15 protein-coding genes are annotated in these 15,992 nt (G+C 67.6%); 7 read left to right on the forward strand and 8 right to left on the reverse strand.

Features of this window, described 5'->3' with window-relative positions; genetic code table 11:
- The first annotated feature begins 6 nt into the window (after positions 1-6).
- From VA603_RS17420 to VA603_RS17430, 3 genes are read left to right on the forward strand one after another with little or no spacing between them, the layout of a single operon-like run.
- Positions 7-2,157, forward strand: a complete 2,151-nt coding sequence (locus tag VA603_RS17420; protein WP_323439575.1) for an FUSC family protein — start codon at positions 7-9, stop codon at positions 2,155-2,157.
- Positions 2,147-2,344 carry a DUF1656 domain-containing protein gene (locus VA603_RS17425; protein WP_132864192.1) on the forward strand — a complete coding sequence of 66 codons (198 nt, stop codon included), beginning with the start codon at positions 2,147-2,149 and terminating at the stop codon, positions 2,342-2,344. Before VA603_RS17420 ends, VA603_RS17425 begins: the two co-directional genes overlap by 11 nt.
- Before the next feature lie 10 nt (positions 2,345-2,354).
- Complete coding sequence (locus tag VA603_RS17430; RefSeq protein WP_132864191.1) at positions 2,355-3,356, forward strand: HlyD family secretion protein; 1,002 nt, start codon at positions 2,355-2,357, stop codon at positions 3,354-3,356.
- A 254-nt stretch (positions 3,357-3,610) separates the two neighbouring features.
- On the opposite strand, the gene VA603_RS17435 is transcribed toward VA603_RS17430, so the two are convergent.
- Positions 3,611-5,782 (reverse strand): M3 family metallopeptidase, encoded by a 2,172-nt coding sequence (locus VA603_RS17435; RefSeq protein WP_323439576.1) that lies wholly within the window; start codon positions 5,780-5,782, stop codon positions 3,611-3,613.
- A 153-nt stretch (positions 5,783-5,935) separates the two neighbouring features.
- On the opposite strand from VA603_RS17435, the gene VA603_RS17440 reads away from it, so the two are divergent.
- Positions 5,936-6,418: a glutathione peroxidase gene (locus VA603_RS17440; RefSeq protein WP_323439577.1), complete on the forward strand. Its 483-nt coding sequence runs from the start codon at positions 5,936-5,938 to the stop codon at positions 6,416-6,418.
- Positions 6,419-6,494: 76 nt separating this feature from the next.
- Here VA603_RS17440 and VA603_RS17445 read toward each other — a convergent pair whose 3' ends face one another.
- The 6 genes from VA603_RS17445 to VA603_RS17470 form a co-directional block, all read right to left on the reverse strand.
- The gene (locus tag VA603_RS17445; RefSeq protein WP_132864188.1) at positions 6,495-7,277 is read right to left on the reverse strand and encodes a ferredoxin--NADP reductase; all 783 of its coding nucleotides are present in this window, start codon (positions 7,275-7,277) and stop codon (positions 6,495-6,497) included.
- A gap of 187 nt (positions 7,278-7,464) precedes the next feature.
- Positions 7,465-9,336, reverse strand: a complete 1,872-nt coding sequence (locus tag VA603_RS17450; RefSeq protein ID WP_323439578.1) for an ABC transporter ATP-binding protein — start codon at positions 9,334-9,336, stop codon at positions 7,465-7,467.
- Positions 9,337-9,386: 50 nt separating this feature from the next.
- Positions 9,387-9,704: a BON domain-containing protein gene (locus tag VA603_RS17455; RefSeq protein ID WP_323439579.1), complete on the reverse strand. Its 318-nt coding sequence runs from the start codon at positions 9,702-9,704 to the stop codon at positions 9,387-9,389.
- A gap of 74 nt (positions 9,705-9,778) precedes the next feature.
- Positions 9,779-10,423, reverse strand: coding sequence for a trimeric intracellular cation channel family protein (locus VA603_RS17460; protein WP_132864185.1), 645 nt, complete (start codon positions 10,421-10,423; stop codon positions 9,779-9,781).
- A gap of 78 nt (positions 10,424-10,501) precedes the next feature.
- Positions 10,502-10,951, reverse strand: coding sequence for a carboxymuconolactone decarboxylase family protein (locus VA603_RS17465; protein ID WP_132864184.1), 450 nt, complete (start codon positions 10,949-10,951; stop codon positions 10,502-10,504).
- A gap of 33 nt (positions 10,952-10,984) precedes the next feature.
- A complete protein-coding gene (locus VA603_RS17470; RefSeq protein ID WP_323439580.1) occupies positions 10,985-11,884 on the reverse strand; it encodes an RNA polymerase sigma-70 factor in 900 nt (299 codons plus the stop codon).
- A 137-nt stretch (positions 11,885-12,021) separates the two neighbouring features.
- Here VA603_RS17470 and VA603_RS17475 point away from each other — a divergent pair, with 137 nt between their 5' ends.
- The 3 genes from VA603_RS17475 (at position 12,022) to VA603_RS17485 (ending at position 14,679) form a co-directional block, all read left to right on the forward strand.
- Entirely contained in the window at positions 12,022-13,539 is a 1,518-nt protein-coding gene (locus VA603_RS17475) for a fumarate hydratase (protein ID WP_192288433.1), read from the forward strand.
- A gap of 76 nt (positions 13,540-13,615) precedes the next feature.
- A complete protein-coding gene (locus VA603_RS17480; protein ID WP_132864181.1) occupies positions 13,616-13,927 on the forward strand; it encodes a hypothetical protein in 312 nt (103 codons plus the stop codon).
- 116 nt (positions 13,928-14,043) lie between these two features.
- Positions 14,044-14,679: a glutathione S-transferase family protein gene (locus VA603_RS17485; protein WP_323439581.1), complete on the forward strand. Its 636-nt coding sequence runs from the start codon at positions 14,044-14,046 to the stop codon at positions 14,677-14,679.
- On the opposite strand, the gene VA603_RS17490 is transcribed toward VA603_RS17485, so the two are convergent.
- Complete coding sequence (locus VA603_RS17490; RefSeq protein ID WP_323439582.1) at positions 14,646-15,842, reverse strand: sterol desaturase family protein; 1,197 nt, start codon at positions 15,840-15,842, stop codon at positions 14,646-14,648. The two genes, VA603_RS17485 and VA603_RS17490, sit on opposite strands and share 34 nt — an antisense overlap.
- Between the last annotated feature and the right edge of the window lie 150 nt (positions 15,843-15,992).

Genomic DNA, 15,992 nt, shown 5'->3' on the forward strand with positions numbered 1-15,992 from the left:
GTCGCAATGTCCGCCGTACCTTCCTCCGCCACGCCGAGTACCGGGGCCGCACCTTGGTACGCGGGCCTGGGTGATTTCCTGAAAGGCGAAGCCGACGCCTGGCTGTTCGTGCTGCGCGTGGCGTTGTCGTTCTTCATCACCGGTTGGCTGGCCATGCGCATGGGCCTGCCGCAACCGGGGACGGCGATGATGACCACCATCATCGTCATGCACCGGCAGAGCGGCATGGTGCTGGCCAAGGGCTTCTACCGCGTGCTCGGCACGCTGGTCGGCGCCGCCGCCGCGTTGGCGATCGTGGCGCTGTTCCCCCAACAGCGCGAACCGTTCCTGCTGGTGATGGCGCTGTGGATCGGTGCCTGTGCCGCCGGCGCGACGCTGCACCGCAACTTCAAGTCATACGCCTTCGTGCTGGCCGGCTATACCGCGGCGATCATCGCCCTGCCGGTGATCTCCACCCATCCGGGCCAGGTGTTCGATTCGGCGGTAGCCCGGATCAGCGAGGTGATGCTGGGCCTGGTGGTCAGCGCGGTGATCAGCGACACCGTGCTGCCGGTGCGCCTGCGCGACACCCTGCGCGCGGCGGTCCGCGGGCAGTACGCCAACTTCCTAGAGTTCGTGCGCGAGGCGGTGCAGGGCGAGCTGCCGCGTGAACGCATGGAACAGGCGCACCTGCGCGTGGTGCGCGATGCGGTGACGTTGGAAGACCTGCGCAGTTCGGTGATCTTCGAAGACCCGGAGGCGCGCGCGCGCAGCCTGCACATCCAGCAGTTCAACCAGCGCTTCATGGCGGCCTCGACCAGCTTCCAGTCTTTGCACCACCTGATCAACCGGCTGATGCGGATGGACAACACCGATGCGGCGCAGTCGTTGGTGGCCCTGTACCAGCCATTGGGCAACGCGCTGCAGTCGGCGGCTTCGCTGGCACCGGAGGCCTTGGCCACACGCATCCACGCGGTGCACCAGGCCTTGCCCGACCGCGCCGCACGGCTGCGCGAGGGGCTGGCTGACCGTGCCCAGGCCGAGGACTTCGAGGTAGGCACCGGCCTGCTGCTGCGCTTCACCCATGAGCTCGAAGCGTATGTGCAGGCCCGCGCGCAGCTGCTGGACCGGGTGGTGGCCTCCGACGGCGTGGAGCAGGTGCACTTCGTGCGCGGCAATGACCATGTCGGCGCCGGGCTGGCCTTCATCCGCACCACGGTGACGATGCTGCTGCTGGGCGCGTTCTGGATCGCGACCGGCTGGCCGATGGGCGCCAACGCAATGCTGTTGGCGACGATCTTCTCCGGCCTGTTCGCCACGGTGCCCAACGCCGTACGGCTGACCGTCAGGATGTCCGGCGGCTACCTGCTGGGCCTGGTGGCCGGCTATGCCTGCGAGTTCGAGGTGCTGACCCGGCTCGATGGCTATGCGTTGCTGGTGGCGGGCATCCTGCCGTTCTTCATCGTCGGCCCGTACCTGACCACCCGCCCCAAGCTGGCCGCGCTCGGCCTGGGCTACGCGATGGGCTTCGTCAGTATCCTGGCGTTGACCAACCCGATGGTGTTCGACCCGCAGCACTTCTTCAACGACAGCCTGTCGCAACTGACCGCGCTGGCGGCGGCGCTGGTGAGCTTCATGCTGCTGCCCTCGGTGGCCGGTTCGCCGTGGCTGCGGCGGCGACAGATGGCGGCACTGCGGGCGCAGGTGCGCCTAGCCGCGCAAGGGCCGCTGCCCGGGCTGCGGCATCGGTTCGAGAGCATGAACAGCGACCTGGTGCACCAGATCGTGGTGCACACCACGCCCGGCAGCGAGGACTCGCGGCGGCTGTTGGCCTGGGCGCTGGCGGTCAACGAGACCGGTCGCGCGCTGATCCACCTGCGCCATGACGTCGCGCGCGAGCCCCTGCCCGGCCCGTTGCACAAGCAGGTGGATGCGGCGGTGGCGGCGCTGGCGGACTTCTTCCAGCAGCCGTCCCGCCATGCCTGGTGGCGCGCCGACCAGCAACTGCGGCAGGCCAGTGATGCCGCGCGTGAAGAAGCCGGCCAGCGTGGCGTGGCGCGGCAGGTGCTGCGACACCTGCGGCTGGTGCGCCTGGCGATGGTCGATGACCACTCGGTGATGGCCACCTACATCGTTGCAACCGACCCCACCCTGGAGGAACTGCCCCGTGCCCATTGAAATCGCCTTCGGCGGCAGCCTGTTCCCCGGCCTGCTGGTGTTGTTCTGCGTGGTCTGCGCGCTGCTGTGGGCGCTGGATGCAGTGGCCGGGCGGCGCGGCTGGTATCGCTACGTGTGGCACCCCTCGTTGTTCCGCATCGCGGTGTTCACCTGTCTGTTTGGTGGCCTAGGCCTGTTGCTGTTCTGAGATTCCCCCAATGACTCCCAAGACCCAATCCCTGCTTCGTTTCTCCCTTACCGCCGTGGTCGTCGTGATCGCGGCCCTGATCGCCATCGCGATGTGGCGCCATTACATGTACTCGCCGTGGACCCGCGAGGGTCGCCTGCGTGCGGAAGTGGTGCGTGTGGCAGCGGACGTCTCCGGGCCGGTGACCGGCGTGTCCGTGCAGGACAACCAGCAGGTCAAGCGCGGCGATGTGCTGTTCACCATTGACGAGGAGCGCTACCGCAATGCGCTTGCACAGGCGCGCGGCAACCTGGCCGCGGCGCAGGCCGCCGCGCGGGCCGCCGGTGCCAGCATCCAGGCCGCTTCGGCCGGTGCCGCGCAGCAGAGCGTCAACGCGGCCCGCTACGAGCTGCAGTACCAGCGTCGTGAGCGCATTGCCGGCAGCCTGATCTCCGAGGAATCGCGCAGCGATGCACGCAGTGCCGCGCAGGCCGCCCGTGCCGGGGTCGCGCAAGCGCAGGCCAGCCGGCAGCAGGCCAGTGCGGCCCAGCAGCAGGCCCTGGCGGCGGTGGAGCAGGCCCAGGCCGCGCTGGCGACCGCCGAGCTGAACCTGGAGCGCACCCAGGTGCGTGCGCCGGTGGACGGCTACGTCACCAACCTGGAGGTCCGCCAGGGCGACTACGCCAGTGCTGGCGCCGCGCGCCTGGCGCTGATCGATACCGATTCGTTCTGGGTGTACGGGTACTTCGAGGAGACCAAGCTCTCGCAGCTGCATGTCGGCGACGGCGCGAAGATCGAGCTGATGAGCGGGCAGACCCTGCATGGCCACATCGAGAGCATCGCGCATGGCATCACCGATGCAGACAGCCCGACCGGCACCGACCTGCTGGCCAACGTCAACCCGACCTACAACTGGGTACGCCTGGCACAGCGCATCCCGGTGCGGATCCGGCTGGACGCGGGCACGGTGCACGATGGCATCGTGCTGGCCAACGGCATGACCGCGACGGTGGTGGTGGAGGCGAGGGGCTGAGGCGGCCGCGTTGCGCACCGACGGCCCTCGTCCGCCCTACGGGCACCTTCTCCCGCAGGCGGGAGAAGGGAGAGTCATCGGCTTCGATCCTTGGCGGCACCCGTACCCGTGACGGCTTGCGGAGAGTCGAGCAGCTGCCTTCTCCCGTGCGCGGGAGAAGGTGCCCGCAGGGCGGATGAGGGCACTTTGCTCCAGCACCCGATGAAGAAACGCCCGGCAGTGCCGGGCGTTTCGCTTTGCATGCGCGGTGAAGCTTACTTCGCGGTCGACCCCGAGGTCAGGCCACGCTTCTCCAGCAGCGGCTCGATCTGCGGCTCGTGGCCAGCGAAATTGCGGAACAGCTCCATCGCATCCACGCTGCCGCCCTTGGACAGCAGGGTTTGGCGGAAATGGTCGCCATTGGCGCGCGACAGGCCGCCGTGCTCGCGGAACCACTTCTGGGTGTTGGCGTCCAGCACCTCGGACCAGATGTAGGCGTAGTAGCCCGCCGAGTAGCCGCCCATGATGTGGCTGAAGTACGGGGTCTTGTAACGCGGCGGGACCGGCGCGTAGTAGATGCCGTCCTTGACCAGCGCTTCATGCTCGAACTTCATCACGTCCTGCGGTGCCGGCACGTCGCTGACGCCGATCTGGTGCCAGCGCTGGTCCAGCATCGCCGCGCCCAGGTACTCGGTGGTGGCAAAGCCCTGGTTGAACTTGGATGCGGCGATCACCTTGTCCAGCAGCGCCTGCGGCATCGCCGAACCGTTCTGGTAGTGCTTGGCGTAGTTGGCCAGGATGGTCGGCTCGTCGGCCCACATCTCGTTGACCTGCGACGGGAACTCGACGAAGTCACGCGGCACGGCGGTGCCCGAGAAGTACGGGTACTTCACGTTGGAGAACATGCCGTGCAGGGCGTGGCCGAACTCGTGGAAGGTGGTGTTCACCTCGTCCCAGGTCAGCAGCGTCGGCTTGCCTGCCGGCGGCTTGGGGATGTTGAGGTGGTTGGCCACCACCGGCTTGTCGCCGGTCAGCGCGGACTGCGAGACGTAGGAGTTCATCCAGGCGCCACCGCGCTTGGACTCGCGCGCATACGGGTCGAAGATGAAGATCGCCAGCTGGCTGCCATCGGCGTCGAACACGTCGTAGACGGTGACGTCGTCGTGGTAGACCGGCAGGTCGGTACGCTGCTTGAAGGTCAGGCCGAACTCCTTGCCGGCGGCGAAGAACACGCCGTCTTCCAGCACGCTCTTGAGCTCGAAGAACGGCTTGAGCTGGGATTCGTCGAAGTCGTACTTGGCCTGGCGCACCTTCTCGCTGTAGAAGGCCCAGTCCCAGGGCTGCAGTTCGAAGGTCGGCTTGCCGGCGGCCTTCTGCTCGGCGTCGATCATGGCCTGCAGGTCGCCGGCCTCGCGCTTGGCATTGGCCACCGCGGCTGGGGCCAGCTGGCCGAGCATGGCATTGACCGCTTCCGGGGTCTTGGCGGTCTGGTTGCCCAGCGAATAGGCGGCGAAGTTCGGGAAGCCCATCAGCGCGGCCTTCTCGGCGCGGATGGTCATGATGCGCGAGACCAGCGCGGTGTTGTCGTACTCGCCCCCCTTGCTGCCGCGCGACACCGAGGCTTCGTAGATGCGCTGGCGCAGCGCGCGGTTGGTCAGGTTGGTCAGCGCCGGCTGGCCGGTGGTGTTGAGCAGGGCGATGACGTACTTGCCGTCCAGCTTGCGGGCCTTGGCGGCTTCGGCGGCGGCGGCGATCTGCTCGGCGGACAGGCCATCGAGCTGGGTGACGTCATCGACGACGATGTAGGACGCGTTGACCTCGGCCAGCACGTTCTGGCTGAAGCGGGTGCCCAGGTTGGCCAGCTCGGCGTTCATGTCCTTGAGCTTGGCCTTGTCGGCGTCGGACAGCTTGGCGCCGGCGCGGACGAAGTTGTCGTAGTACTTCTCGACCAGGCGCAGGCCCTCGGCATCCAGGCCCAGCTTGGCGCGGTCGTTGTAGAGGGTCTCGATGCGGCTGAACAGCTTGCCATTGAGGTTGATGGCATCGCTGTGGGCGGCGAACCGGGCCGAGTAGTCCGCCTGCAGCTTCTTGCGCGCGTCGTTGGTGTCCGCGCCGATCAGCGCGAAGAACACGGTGGTGGCGCGGTCCAGGATGGCGCCGCTGTTTTCCAGCGCGATCAGGGTGTTGTCGAAGGTCGGTGCGGCCGGGTTGTTGGCGATCGCCTCCACTTCCTTCAGCTGCTGGGCCATGCCTGCGTCGAATGCCGGGGCGAAGTCGCTGTCCTTGATCTTGTCGAACTGCGGGTAATGCAGCGGCAGCGTGCTTTCGGCGAAGAACGGGTTGGCCTGCTGGGCGGTCTGGGCGGTGGCGGCGTGGGCAGTCACGCTGTAGGCCGGCAGGGCAAGGCCCAGGGTCGCGGCAAGTGCAAGGGCAAGGCGGGTATTCAAGTCGGAAACTCCGGATAAGACTGATCGGAAAGGGTAACCCGGGGCGCAGGGCAGGGGGTGTGCCGAACGGCATGGGCGAGGCGGTTGGCGCATGTTGGCCGCCGATGAGACCGCGATGACGTAGGCTTGCAGGCTCATTCCGGAGGTGCAGCCATGACCAGTGCATACGATTTCCAGACCACGGCGCTGGATGGGCAGCCGCTGGCGCTCGACGGATTCCGCGGCAAGGTGCTGCTGCTGGTCAACACCGCCTCCAAATGCGGATTCACGCCGCAGTACGAAGGGCTGGAGCGCCTGTGGCGTGAGCTGGGGCCGCAGGGCCTGGTGGTGATCGGCTTCCCCTGCGACCAGTTCGGCCACCAGGAGCCGGGTGAGGCCGGTGAGATCGCCAGCTTCTGTGCGCTCAATTACGGGGTGAGCTTCCCGATGTCGGGCAAGATCAAGGTCAACGGCCCGGAGGCCCATCCGCTCTGGCACTGGCTGCAACGGCAGAAGCGCGGGGCGCTGGGCATCGGTGCGATCAAGTGGAACTTCAGCAAGTTCCTGGTTGGCCGCGACGGGCAGGTACTTGCCCGCTACGCGCCGACCGCGCGTCCGGAATCGCTGGAAGCGGATATCCGCGCGGCGCTGGGCTGAGCCGCCGGATACGACAACGGCTGGATCCCCGCAGGACCCAGCCGTTGCACGTGGTCACGCCAGGTGCTTGCCTGGCTTACTTCTCGACGAAGGCCCGCTCGAACACGTAGTGCCCCGGCGTGCCGATGCGGGTGGAGACTTCGAAGCCGCGTGCGTCGAGCACGCTGCGCAGGTCGGCCAGCATCTGCGGGCTACCGCAGATCATGAAGCGGTCGTTGGCCGGGTCCAGCGTCGGCAGGCCCAGGCGTTGCTGCATCTGCCCGGTTTCCATCAGCGTGGTCAACCGGCCCTGGTTGGGGAACGGCTCGCGGGTGACCGCCGGGTAGTACAGCAGCTTGTCGCGGACGATGTCGCCCAGGATCTCGTCCTGCGGCAGTTCCTTCTCGAAGTAGTCGCGGTAGGCCAGGTCTTTCTCGAAGCGCACGCCGTGGCAGACGATGACCTTCTCGAAGCGCTCGTAGGTTTCCGGGTCCTTGACGATGCTCAGCCAGGGCGCCAGGCCGGTACCGGTGCCCAGCAGGTACAGGTGCTTGCCCGGGTGCAGGTCGCTGATCAGCAGGGTGCCGGTGGGCTTCTTGCCGACCAGGACCTTGTCGCCCACCTTCAGGTGCTGCAGGCGCGAGGTCAGCGGGCCGTCCTGCACCTTGATGCTGAAGAAGTGCAGCTGCTCTTCCCAGTTGGCGCTGGCGATGGAATAGGCGCGCATCAGCGGGCGGGCGCCTTCGTTTTCCAGGCCGATCATCACGAACTGGCCGTTGTCGAAGCGGAAGCCGCTGTCGCGGGTGGTGGAGAAACTGAAGTAGGCGTCCGTCCAGTGACGGACTTCGAGCACCGTTTCGGCGCCAAAAGCGGAAGACATTGCTGTGGTTCGGATTTGGAGTGTCGCGGCTATTCTAGCCGAATTGACCCAAATGGGAATGAATCGCATTTGAGGCGATTTACTCGGTCCCATCGCCGGAGAAGCGGTTCGGCGCCCTCCCTTTTCCGCTGGCGAGGGGACGGTTGGGGAGGGGACATGGCTCGGCACCCTCCGCTGGCTTCCCGGCTCAGCGGTAACCCGCCGCCTGCAGCTCGAACAGCTCGGCGTAGCGGCCACCTTCGGTCATCAACTGCGCGTGGGTGCCGCTGGCCTCGATGCGGCCGTCGGCCAGCACCAGGATGCGGTCGGCCATGCGAACCGAGGAGAAGCGGTGCGAGATCAGCACGGCGGTGCGGTTGTCCGACAACTCCTTGAAGCGCTGGAACACCTCGAACTCGGCGCGTGCGTCCAACGCGGCAGTGGGCTCGTCGAGGATCATCACCTGCGCATCGCGCATGTAGGCGCGGGCGATGGCGATCTTCTGCCACTGGCCGCCGGACAAATCCACGCCGGTCTTGAAGCGGCGGCCGATCAACTGCGCGTAGCCATTGGGCAGGCCTTCGATCAGCTCGTCGGCCAGCGCGCGATGGGCGGCATCGCGGATGCGGGCCTGGTCGTCCATGGCTTCGACCAGCCCGACGCCGATGTTCTCCCCGGCCGACAGGTGGTAGCGCACGAAGTCCTGGAAGATCACGCCCATGTTGGCGCGCAGGTCGTCCAGGTCGTAGTCGCGCAGGTCGCGGCCATCGAGCAGGATGCGGCCTTCATCGGGGTCGTACAGCCGTGCCAGCAGCTTGACCAGGGTGGTCTTGCCGGCGCCGTTCTCGCCGACCAGCGCGATCACTTCGCCCGCACGCAACTGGAAGTCGAGGTGCCGCACCGCCCAGCGCTCGGCATCGGGGTAGCGGAAGCCGACGTTCTCGAACACGAAGCCCTCGCGGATGGGGCGCGGGATGGCGATGGCGTCCGGGGTGGAATGGATCTCGGGCTTGATCGCGAAGAACGAGAACAGGTCGTCCAGGTACAGCGCCTGGCTGGCCACCTGCGAGAAGCCGCTCAGCAGGCCTTCGAGCAGTTGGCGCAGGCGCATGAAGCTGCCCGACAGGAAGGTCAGGTCGCCGATGCTGAACTCGCCACGGATGGTGCGCCAGGCGATGTAGGCATAGGCGGCGTAGTAGCCCAGCGTGCCGAGCGCGGCCAGCAACGTGCCCCATACCGCACGCTTGCGTGCCAAGGCGCGGTTGGCGCGGTAGAAGCGTTCGGCCAGCAGCTTGTAGCGGTCGATCAGGAAGCGGTGGAGGTTGAAGATCTTCACCTCCTTGGCGGTCTCGACGCTGGCGCCGACCTGGCGCAGGTAGTCAAGCTGGCGCCGCTCCGGCGTCCAGCTGAAATTGAGCGAATAGCCCAGTGTGTTGAAGTGCGATTCGCCGATGAAGGCCGGCACCAGCGCCACCGCCAGCAACAGCATCAGCCACGGTGCGTACATCACCAGGCCGGCGGCGAAACTGATCACGGTGATCATGTCCTGCGCCTGCCCGAACAGCTGCGCCATCAGGCTCATCCGGCCCATGGTCTGGCGCCGGGCGCGGTCGAGCTTGTCCTGCAGGTCCGGGTCCTCGAAATCCTCCAGGTCCAGCTCGGCGGCGTGCTCCATCAGGCGCACGCTGGTGGCGTTGGTGAACAGCTCCGACAGCAATGAATCGGCGTAGTTGACCAGCCGGCCGAGCAGGTCCGAGCCGATGGCGATGCCCAGTTCGAGCAGCAGCAGTTCCAGCAGGGTGTTGAGGTGGCCGCTGGCCAGCGCCTCGCCCAGCGGCGGCATCGCGCCGGCACCGGCCAGGCGCATGGCCTCGTCGATGATCAGCTTGCCCACGTACAGCATCGCCACCGGCATCAGCGCGCGGATCAGGCGCAGGCCCAGGCTGGTGAGGGTCAACCAGCGGCTGGTCTGCCAGACCTGCCGCAGGAACGGCGGCAGGTTGCGCATGGCGTCCATGCGCTCACGGAAACTGGGTTGCTTGCCCGAGGCGTTGGTCGGTGCGGAAGCGGGATGCGGCATGGCGGCTCAGGCGGACGGGGGCCGCTTCAGGTTACCGCGTACCGCTGCGTTCAGCCGTCCTTGCCGAGGTCGATGTCGCCCATCTGTGCGTCGTCGCGGCCGTCGGGGTTGTCGCGCACGGCCTGGCCGCGCTCACCGAACGAGCGGGTGCCGGTGTCGACATTGAGGTGGTTGTGCACGCCGCGCACGCCATCAATGCCCGCCACCAACTGTTCGACCTGATGCTTGGCGGCGGTGCTGGGGACGTCACCGGACAGCGTGACCTGCCCGTCCTTGACCTGCACAAGGACCTGCGAGGACTGGCCCTGCTGGCCGAGACTGCGGACCACGTCATCGCCAATCAGGGTGTCGGAACGTTGTGCTGCCATGGTCGTCTCCTGCAAAAGAAGCCCCAACATGGCGTAAGCGGCGTGAGCATGTCGTTACTTCCCGTTCGGCAGGCTCAGCGGCGCGGGCCTTCCGGCGGTGGCGGATCGGAGGACTGCAGCGCCACCGGCAGGTGCCAGCCGAAATGCATGGCCATCATGCGCAGCCCGAAGCACAGCGCGGCGCCGGCCAGTGCGCAGGGCAGGGGCGGCAGGCCCAGCCAGTAGCCCACGGCCACGACCGCCGCGCCGGCCAACGCGGCCACCGCGTACAGCTCGGCCTGCAGCACCAGCGGCACCTGCGCCAGCAGTACGTCGCGGGCGATGCCGCCGCCGATGCCGGTCAACATGCCCAACGCGGCGGCCATCGGCGGGGCGATGCCGAACGCCAGCGCCTTCTGCGTGCCGGCCACCGCGAACAGCGCCAGGCCCATCGCATCGAACATCCGCACCGGGTACTGCAGGCGCTCGATCAGCGGTGCCCAGAAGAACGTCACCACGCCCGCGGCCAAGGTGATGGCCGGGTAGCGCCAGTCACTGATCGCGGCCACCGGGGTGGCGCCGATCAGCAGGTCACGGGTGATGCCGCCGGCCAGCGCGGCGGCGAAGGACAGCACCAGCACGCCGAAGATATCCAGCCGCCGGCGCACCCCCATCGTCGCCCCGGACAGGGCGAAGACGAAGGTGCCGATGAGGTCGAGGATCAGGACGAGGGTTCCCATGCCGCGTATTGTGCGGTCTGGCGCGGGAACCGGCCATCGGACCGGGCGACGCTGGCCGGGGGCTTGCCTGGCGCTTTCTCAGGGCAGCGGTGGCAGCAGGCCCGCGCCCAGCCGGTTCCAGGCGTTGATCACCGCCACGCCCATGCTCAGGTCGCTGATGCCCTTGTCATCGAAGTGCGGCGCCAGGGCGTCGAAGGCAGCCTGCGACGGGGCGCCGTCGGGCAGGCGGGTCAGGGCTTCGGCCCAGCCCAGTGCGGCGCGCTCGCGGGCATCGAAGAAGCGGCTTTCATGCCAGGCCGGCAGGGTGTCGAGCTTGCGCGGCGCGATGCCGGCCTTGCGCAGCGTGGTCGCATGCATGTCCATGCAGTAGCCGCAGCCATTGATCTGCGACACCCGCAGGAACACCAGTTCAAGCAGGTCCGAGTCGATGGAGCTGTCGTGCACGGCCTTGCTGGTGGCGAGCAAGCCCTTGAACGCCTCGGCAGCCAGGCGGGTATAGGGGACGCGGGGGGAATTGGACGAAGACATCATGGGCTCCATGACGGCCACGGTGGCCGTCTTTCACTGCAAGGACGCGCCAGCGTCACCGGCTGTGACAGGGGTGGGCAGCTTGTTCGGATTGAGCACGCTATAGATGGTGGCGATGCGGCCATCGACCACCTCGATGGTGGTGACCGAGTGCAGCTGGCCGGCGTGGAAACGCAGGATGGCCGGTTGCCCGTTGACGCTGCCCAGCCGGGCCGGTTGGGCGCCACCACGCCGCGCGATGGCCCAGAACAGGCGGCCGATGCGCTCGGCACCGAGCAACGGACGGATTGCCGCGGTCACCACGCCGCCGCCGTCGGAAAGCAGGCGCGCATTGGTGTGCAGCAAGGCCAGGATGGCATCGCTGTCGCCGTCCTGGCAGGCGTCCATGAAGCGCGCCAACAGCTGGCGGTGCTGGGTGCCATCGGCTTCGAAGCGCGGCCGGCCGGCCTGCAGGCGCTGGCGGGCGCGGTGGACCAGCTGGCGGCAGTTGGCCTCGCCATGGCCAAGCAGGTGGGCAATGTCGCGATAGTCGTGGTCGAACACCTCCTTGAGCAGGAAGGCGGCACGTTCGTCGGGGCTGAGCTGTTCGAGCAGGGTCAGGAAGGCCAGCGACAGGTCCTGGGCCAGGGCGTGGACCTGGTCCGGGGCGGGTGGGGCGGGCAGGTCCAGCGAGACCTGCAGCGGCTCCGGCAGCCAGGGGCCGATGTAGTCCACGCGCTGCCGGGAGGCCGCGCGCAGGCGGTCCAGCCCCAGCCGGGTGGTGACGGTGACCAGCCAGGCTTCCGGATCGGCGATGCTGCCCGGGGCCGCCTCGGCCCAGCGCAGCCAGGCGTCCTGGACGACGTCCTCGGCATCGGCACGGCTGCCGAGCAGGCGGTAAGCGAGCGCCATCAGGCGCGGGCGGTGGGTCTGGAAGGGGGTTTCGGCGTTCATGCGACAAGGACGCGGCAGCGCGGACCGGCGTGACAGTGTAGGAGCGCCGCCGGGCGCGATGCACGGAAGCACGGGTTGGCGGCAGGGCGTAAAATGCCCGGCTGAACCCCCGCCAGCCTTCAGCAAGCGAGCAAGCCGTGACATCGATCAAGCAGGAAGACCTCATCCAGTCCGTCGCCGACGCGCTGCAGTACATCTCGTACTACCACCCGGTCGACTACATCAAGAACCTCGCCGCCGCCTACGAGCGCGAGGAATCGCCGGCCGCCAAGGAGGCGATCGCGCAGATCCTGATCAACTCGCGCATGTGCGCCGAGGGCCACCGCCCGATCTGCCAGGACACCGGCATCGTCACCGTGTTCCTGGAAATCGGCATGAACGTGCGCTGGGACGATGCCACCATGGGTGTCGAGGACATGGCCAACGAGGGCATCCGCCGCGCCTACGCCTACCCGGACAACAAGCTGCGCGCCTCGGTGCTGGCCGACCCGGCCGGCAAGCGCACCAACACCAAGGACAACACCCCGGGCGTGGTCAACATCAAGGTGGTGCCGGGTGACACGGTCGATGTGATCGTGGCCGCCAAGGGCGGTGGCTCGGAGGCCAAGAGCAAGTTCGCCATGCTCAACCCGTCCGACTCCATCGTTGACTGGGTGCTCAAGACCGTGCCGACCATGGGCGCCGGCTGGTGCCCGCCGGGCATGCTCGGCATTGGCATCGGCGGCACCGCCGAGAAGGCGATGCTGCTGGCCAAGGAATCGCTGATGGAGCCGATCGACATCACCGACCTGCAGGCCCGTGGCGCGTCCAACCGCGCCGAAGAGCTGCGCCTGGAGCTGTACGAGAAGGTCAACGCGCTGGGCATCGGCGCACAGGGCCTGGGCGGCCTGACCACGGTGCTGGACATCAAGGTCAAGGACTTCCCGACCCACGCCGCCAACCTGCCGGTGGCGATGATCCCGAACTGCGCCGCCACCCGCCATGCGCACTTCACCCTGGACGGCAGCGGCCCGGTGATGCTGGACCCGCCGTCGCTGGAAGACTGGCCGCAGATCACCTACGACGCCTCCAAGGGCACCCGTGTCGACCTGGACACCGTCACCCCGGAAGAAGTGGCCAGCTGGAAGCCGGGCCAGACCCTGCTGCTCAACGGCAAGCTGCTGACCGGCCGCGACGCCGCGCACAAGCGCATGGTCGACATGCTCAACAAGGGTGAAGAACTGCCGGTCGACCTGAAGGGCCGTTTCATCTACTACGTGGGCCCGGTCGATCCGGTGCGCGACGAAGTGGTGGGCCCGGCCGGCCCGACCACCGCCACCCGCATGGACAAGTTCACCCGCCAGATCCTGGAACAGACCGGCCTGCTGGGCATGGTCGGCAAGGCCGAGCGTGGCCCGGCCGCGATCGAGGCCATCCGCGACAACAAGTCGGCCTACCTGATGGCGGTCGGCGGTTCGGCCTACCTGGTGTCCAAGGCGATCAAGGCCTCCAGGGTGGTGGGCTTCGCCGACCTGGGGATGGAAGCGATCTACGAGTTCACCGTGCAGGACATGCCGGTGACCGTGGCGGTGGATTCCACCGGTGAATCGGTGCACAAGACCGGCCCGCGTGAGTGGCAGGCCCGCATCGGCAAGATTCCGGTGATCGTGGAGTAAGTCTCGCCACTGTCACTGGAGATATCGCGATGGCTCGGGCTATGCTCGGGCCATCGTCGTTTTCGAGGAAGGGCCGATGCGCGGATTCGGATGGGTGATGGTTTCGACGGTGCTGCTGCTTGCCGCCTGCAGCAATGGCGGTTGGCGCGATGCTCCCAAGGATCCGGCGGCCTGCGTGACCTATTGCCAGAGCCGCTACCAGGCCTGCAATGCCAACCCGCGCAGTTACGGGGATTGCGGCGAGGCGGGCCGGAACAACCAGTGCGACAAGATCACCAACCCGGAGCTGCGTGGTGCCTGCCAGACCTCGCAGGCGTTCTGCCAGAACCGTTCGGCCGCGGCAGTGTGCGGCGAGCGCCTCAACAGCTGCATGGCCGGCTGCCAATAGACCGCAGGAGCGCCTTCGGGCACGAAGCCGGGAAGGTTTGAATGTGTGCTGGCTTCGCGGCCGAGGCCGCTCCTGCCGAGGCTAGAATGCCGCATCGCCCCCCTTGGAAGTTGCCCATGTCCGTCGTGTTGTATGGCTCGCAAAGCACCGCCTCGCTGGTCGTGCATTGGCTGTTGCTCGAACTGGGCATCGAGCACGAACTGCACCAGTTGGACTTCGACCGCCGCGAGCAGAAGTCGGCCGACTATCTGGCGCTGAATCCGGCCGGCCGCGTGCCCACGCTGGTTCTGGACGGGCAGGTGCTGACCGAATCGGCGGCCATCGCCATGCACCTGGCCGATCTGCACCCGGCGGCCGGACTCGCGCCGCTGCCGGGCAGTCCGGCGCGGGGTGATTACTACCGCTGGATCTGCTTCTGCGTGTACACGCTGATGCCGGCCTATCGCGCCTGGTTCTACCCGGATGAGCCGGCCGGTGAGGCCAACGTCGCCGAGGTGAAGCAACGCGCGCGCCTGCAGCTGGAAGCGGCCTGGCAGCAGATGGCCGACCACCTGCAGGCGCATGGTCCCTACGTGCTGGGTGAGCGGGCCAGCGTGGTCGATTTCCTGCTGACCATGCTGATGCGCTGGAGCCGCAACATGCCGCGCCCGACCGACCAGTGGCCCGTGCTGGCGGCGCATGCCGCACGCATGAAGGCGCGCCCGGCATTCGCCGAGGTCTACCGCCGCGAGGGCATCACCGACTGGAGGTGAGTTGGCGGCGCCCCAACGCCGCCTTCGCGCGACGGCAAGGCGCCAAGCCCGGCATCATCCACGAAGTCCTCGTACTTGCGCCCGCCCTGGAACGGCATGAGGTGCTGCTGGATGATCCCCTTCGGCACCGTCTCCAGCTTCATCACGCCGTACTCTTCCGGCCACTGTGCCTGGTCGCGCGGCAGCTTGAAGGTGCCCATCAGCATGTCCACCAATGGCAGGTGGATGGCGTAGTTCACGTCCACGTATTCCTTCTGCCGCGCGTGGTGCCAGTGGTGGTAACGCGGCAGCACCAGCAGGTACTCCAGCCAGCCGAAGCGGATGCCCAGGTTGGCGTGCGCCAGCACGGCCTGCAGGCCGACCAGGATCACGTAGGCGTTCACCGCGGGCGTGGAAAAGCCCATGACCAGCAGCGGCAGCAGCACCACGCTGCGCGTCATCACGATCTCGACGATGTGGATGCGCGAGCCGGCCAGCCAGTCCATGTGGCGGCTGGAGTGGTGCACCGCGTGGAAACGCCAGAGCCAGGGAATGTTGTGGTACGCGCGATGCAACAGGGCCTGGGCCATGTCGGCCACGAATACGGCGATCAGGAACTGCGCCCAGACCGGCAGCGACTGGATCAACGCTTTCAATGAAGGAAACGCCGCAAGCCCGGCGATGGTCGAGGTGGAAGCGGTCACCAGGATCAGGATGAACTGCACCAGCACGTGGCTCATGAAGAAGTAGCCCACGTCGGTGCGCCAGCCGGGCCGCAGCGGCGACAGCACGCGCTTGCCCAGGTAGCGCTCCAGCGGCACGAACACCAGCGCCGAGAAGAACAGGGAAAGCACGAACCAATCCAGGCCGAGCGAGTACGGCGTCTGCCCGACCGGGTCGAACTGCACGTTGGTGCCGCCCAGCAGCACCGCGAGGGTGGCCGTGCCCACGCCCAGCGTGGCGATGCGCTTGTTGCGGTCACGCAGGATGGCGAAGGTGCCCATGATGAAGGCCGCCGCCAGCCCGACCAGCAGCAGGTGGCGGGCGAACTGCTCGTTGTAGACGGCGCGGAACTCGCGGCTGGTCAGCAGTTCGGGGAAGTGGAAGCAGGCGACCGCCATCAGGCTCAGCACCCCCAGCAGGGCAGAACCATAGGCGAAGAACGAACGATGCGGTCGGGTCATACACGGACTTCCTGTCGGGCTCGCAGGGATTCTGCCCGCCGTTCCCGGCATGGGAAAGGGGGGGCGCCCGGTTTCACGCGGGCTGCGCGGTTCCAGGCGTAGCGTGGCCGGCAGAGCACGCGCCCGGGGTGCCGGGCGATGGTGCGACGC

The organism is Stenotrophomonas capsici, from assembly GCF_034961085.1.
GTDB lineage: Bacteria > Pseudomonadota > Gammaproteobacteria > Xanthomonadales > Xanthomonadaceae > Stenotrophomonas > Stenotrophomonas capsici.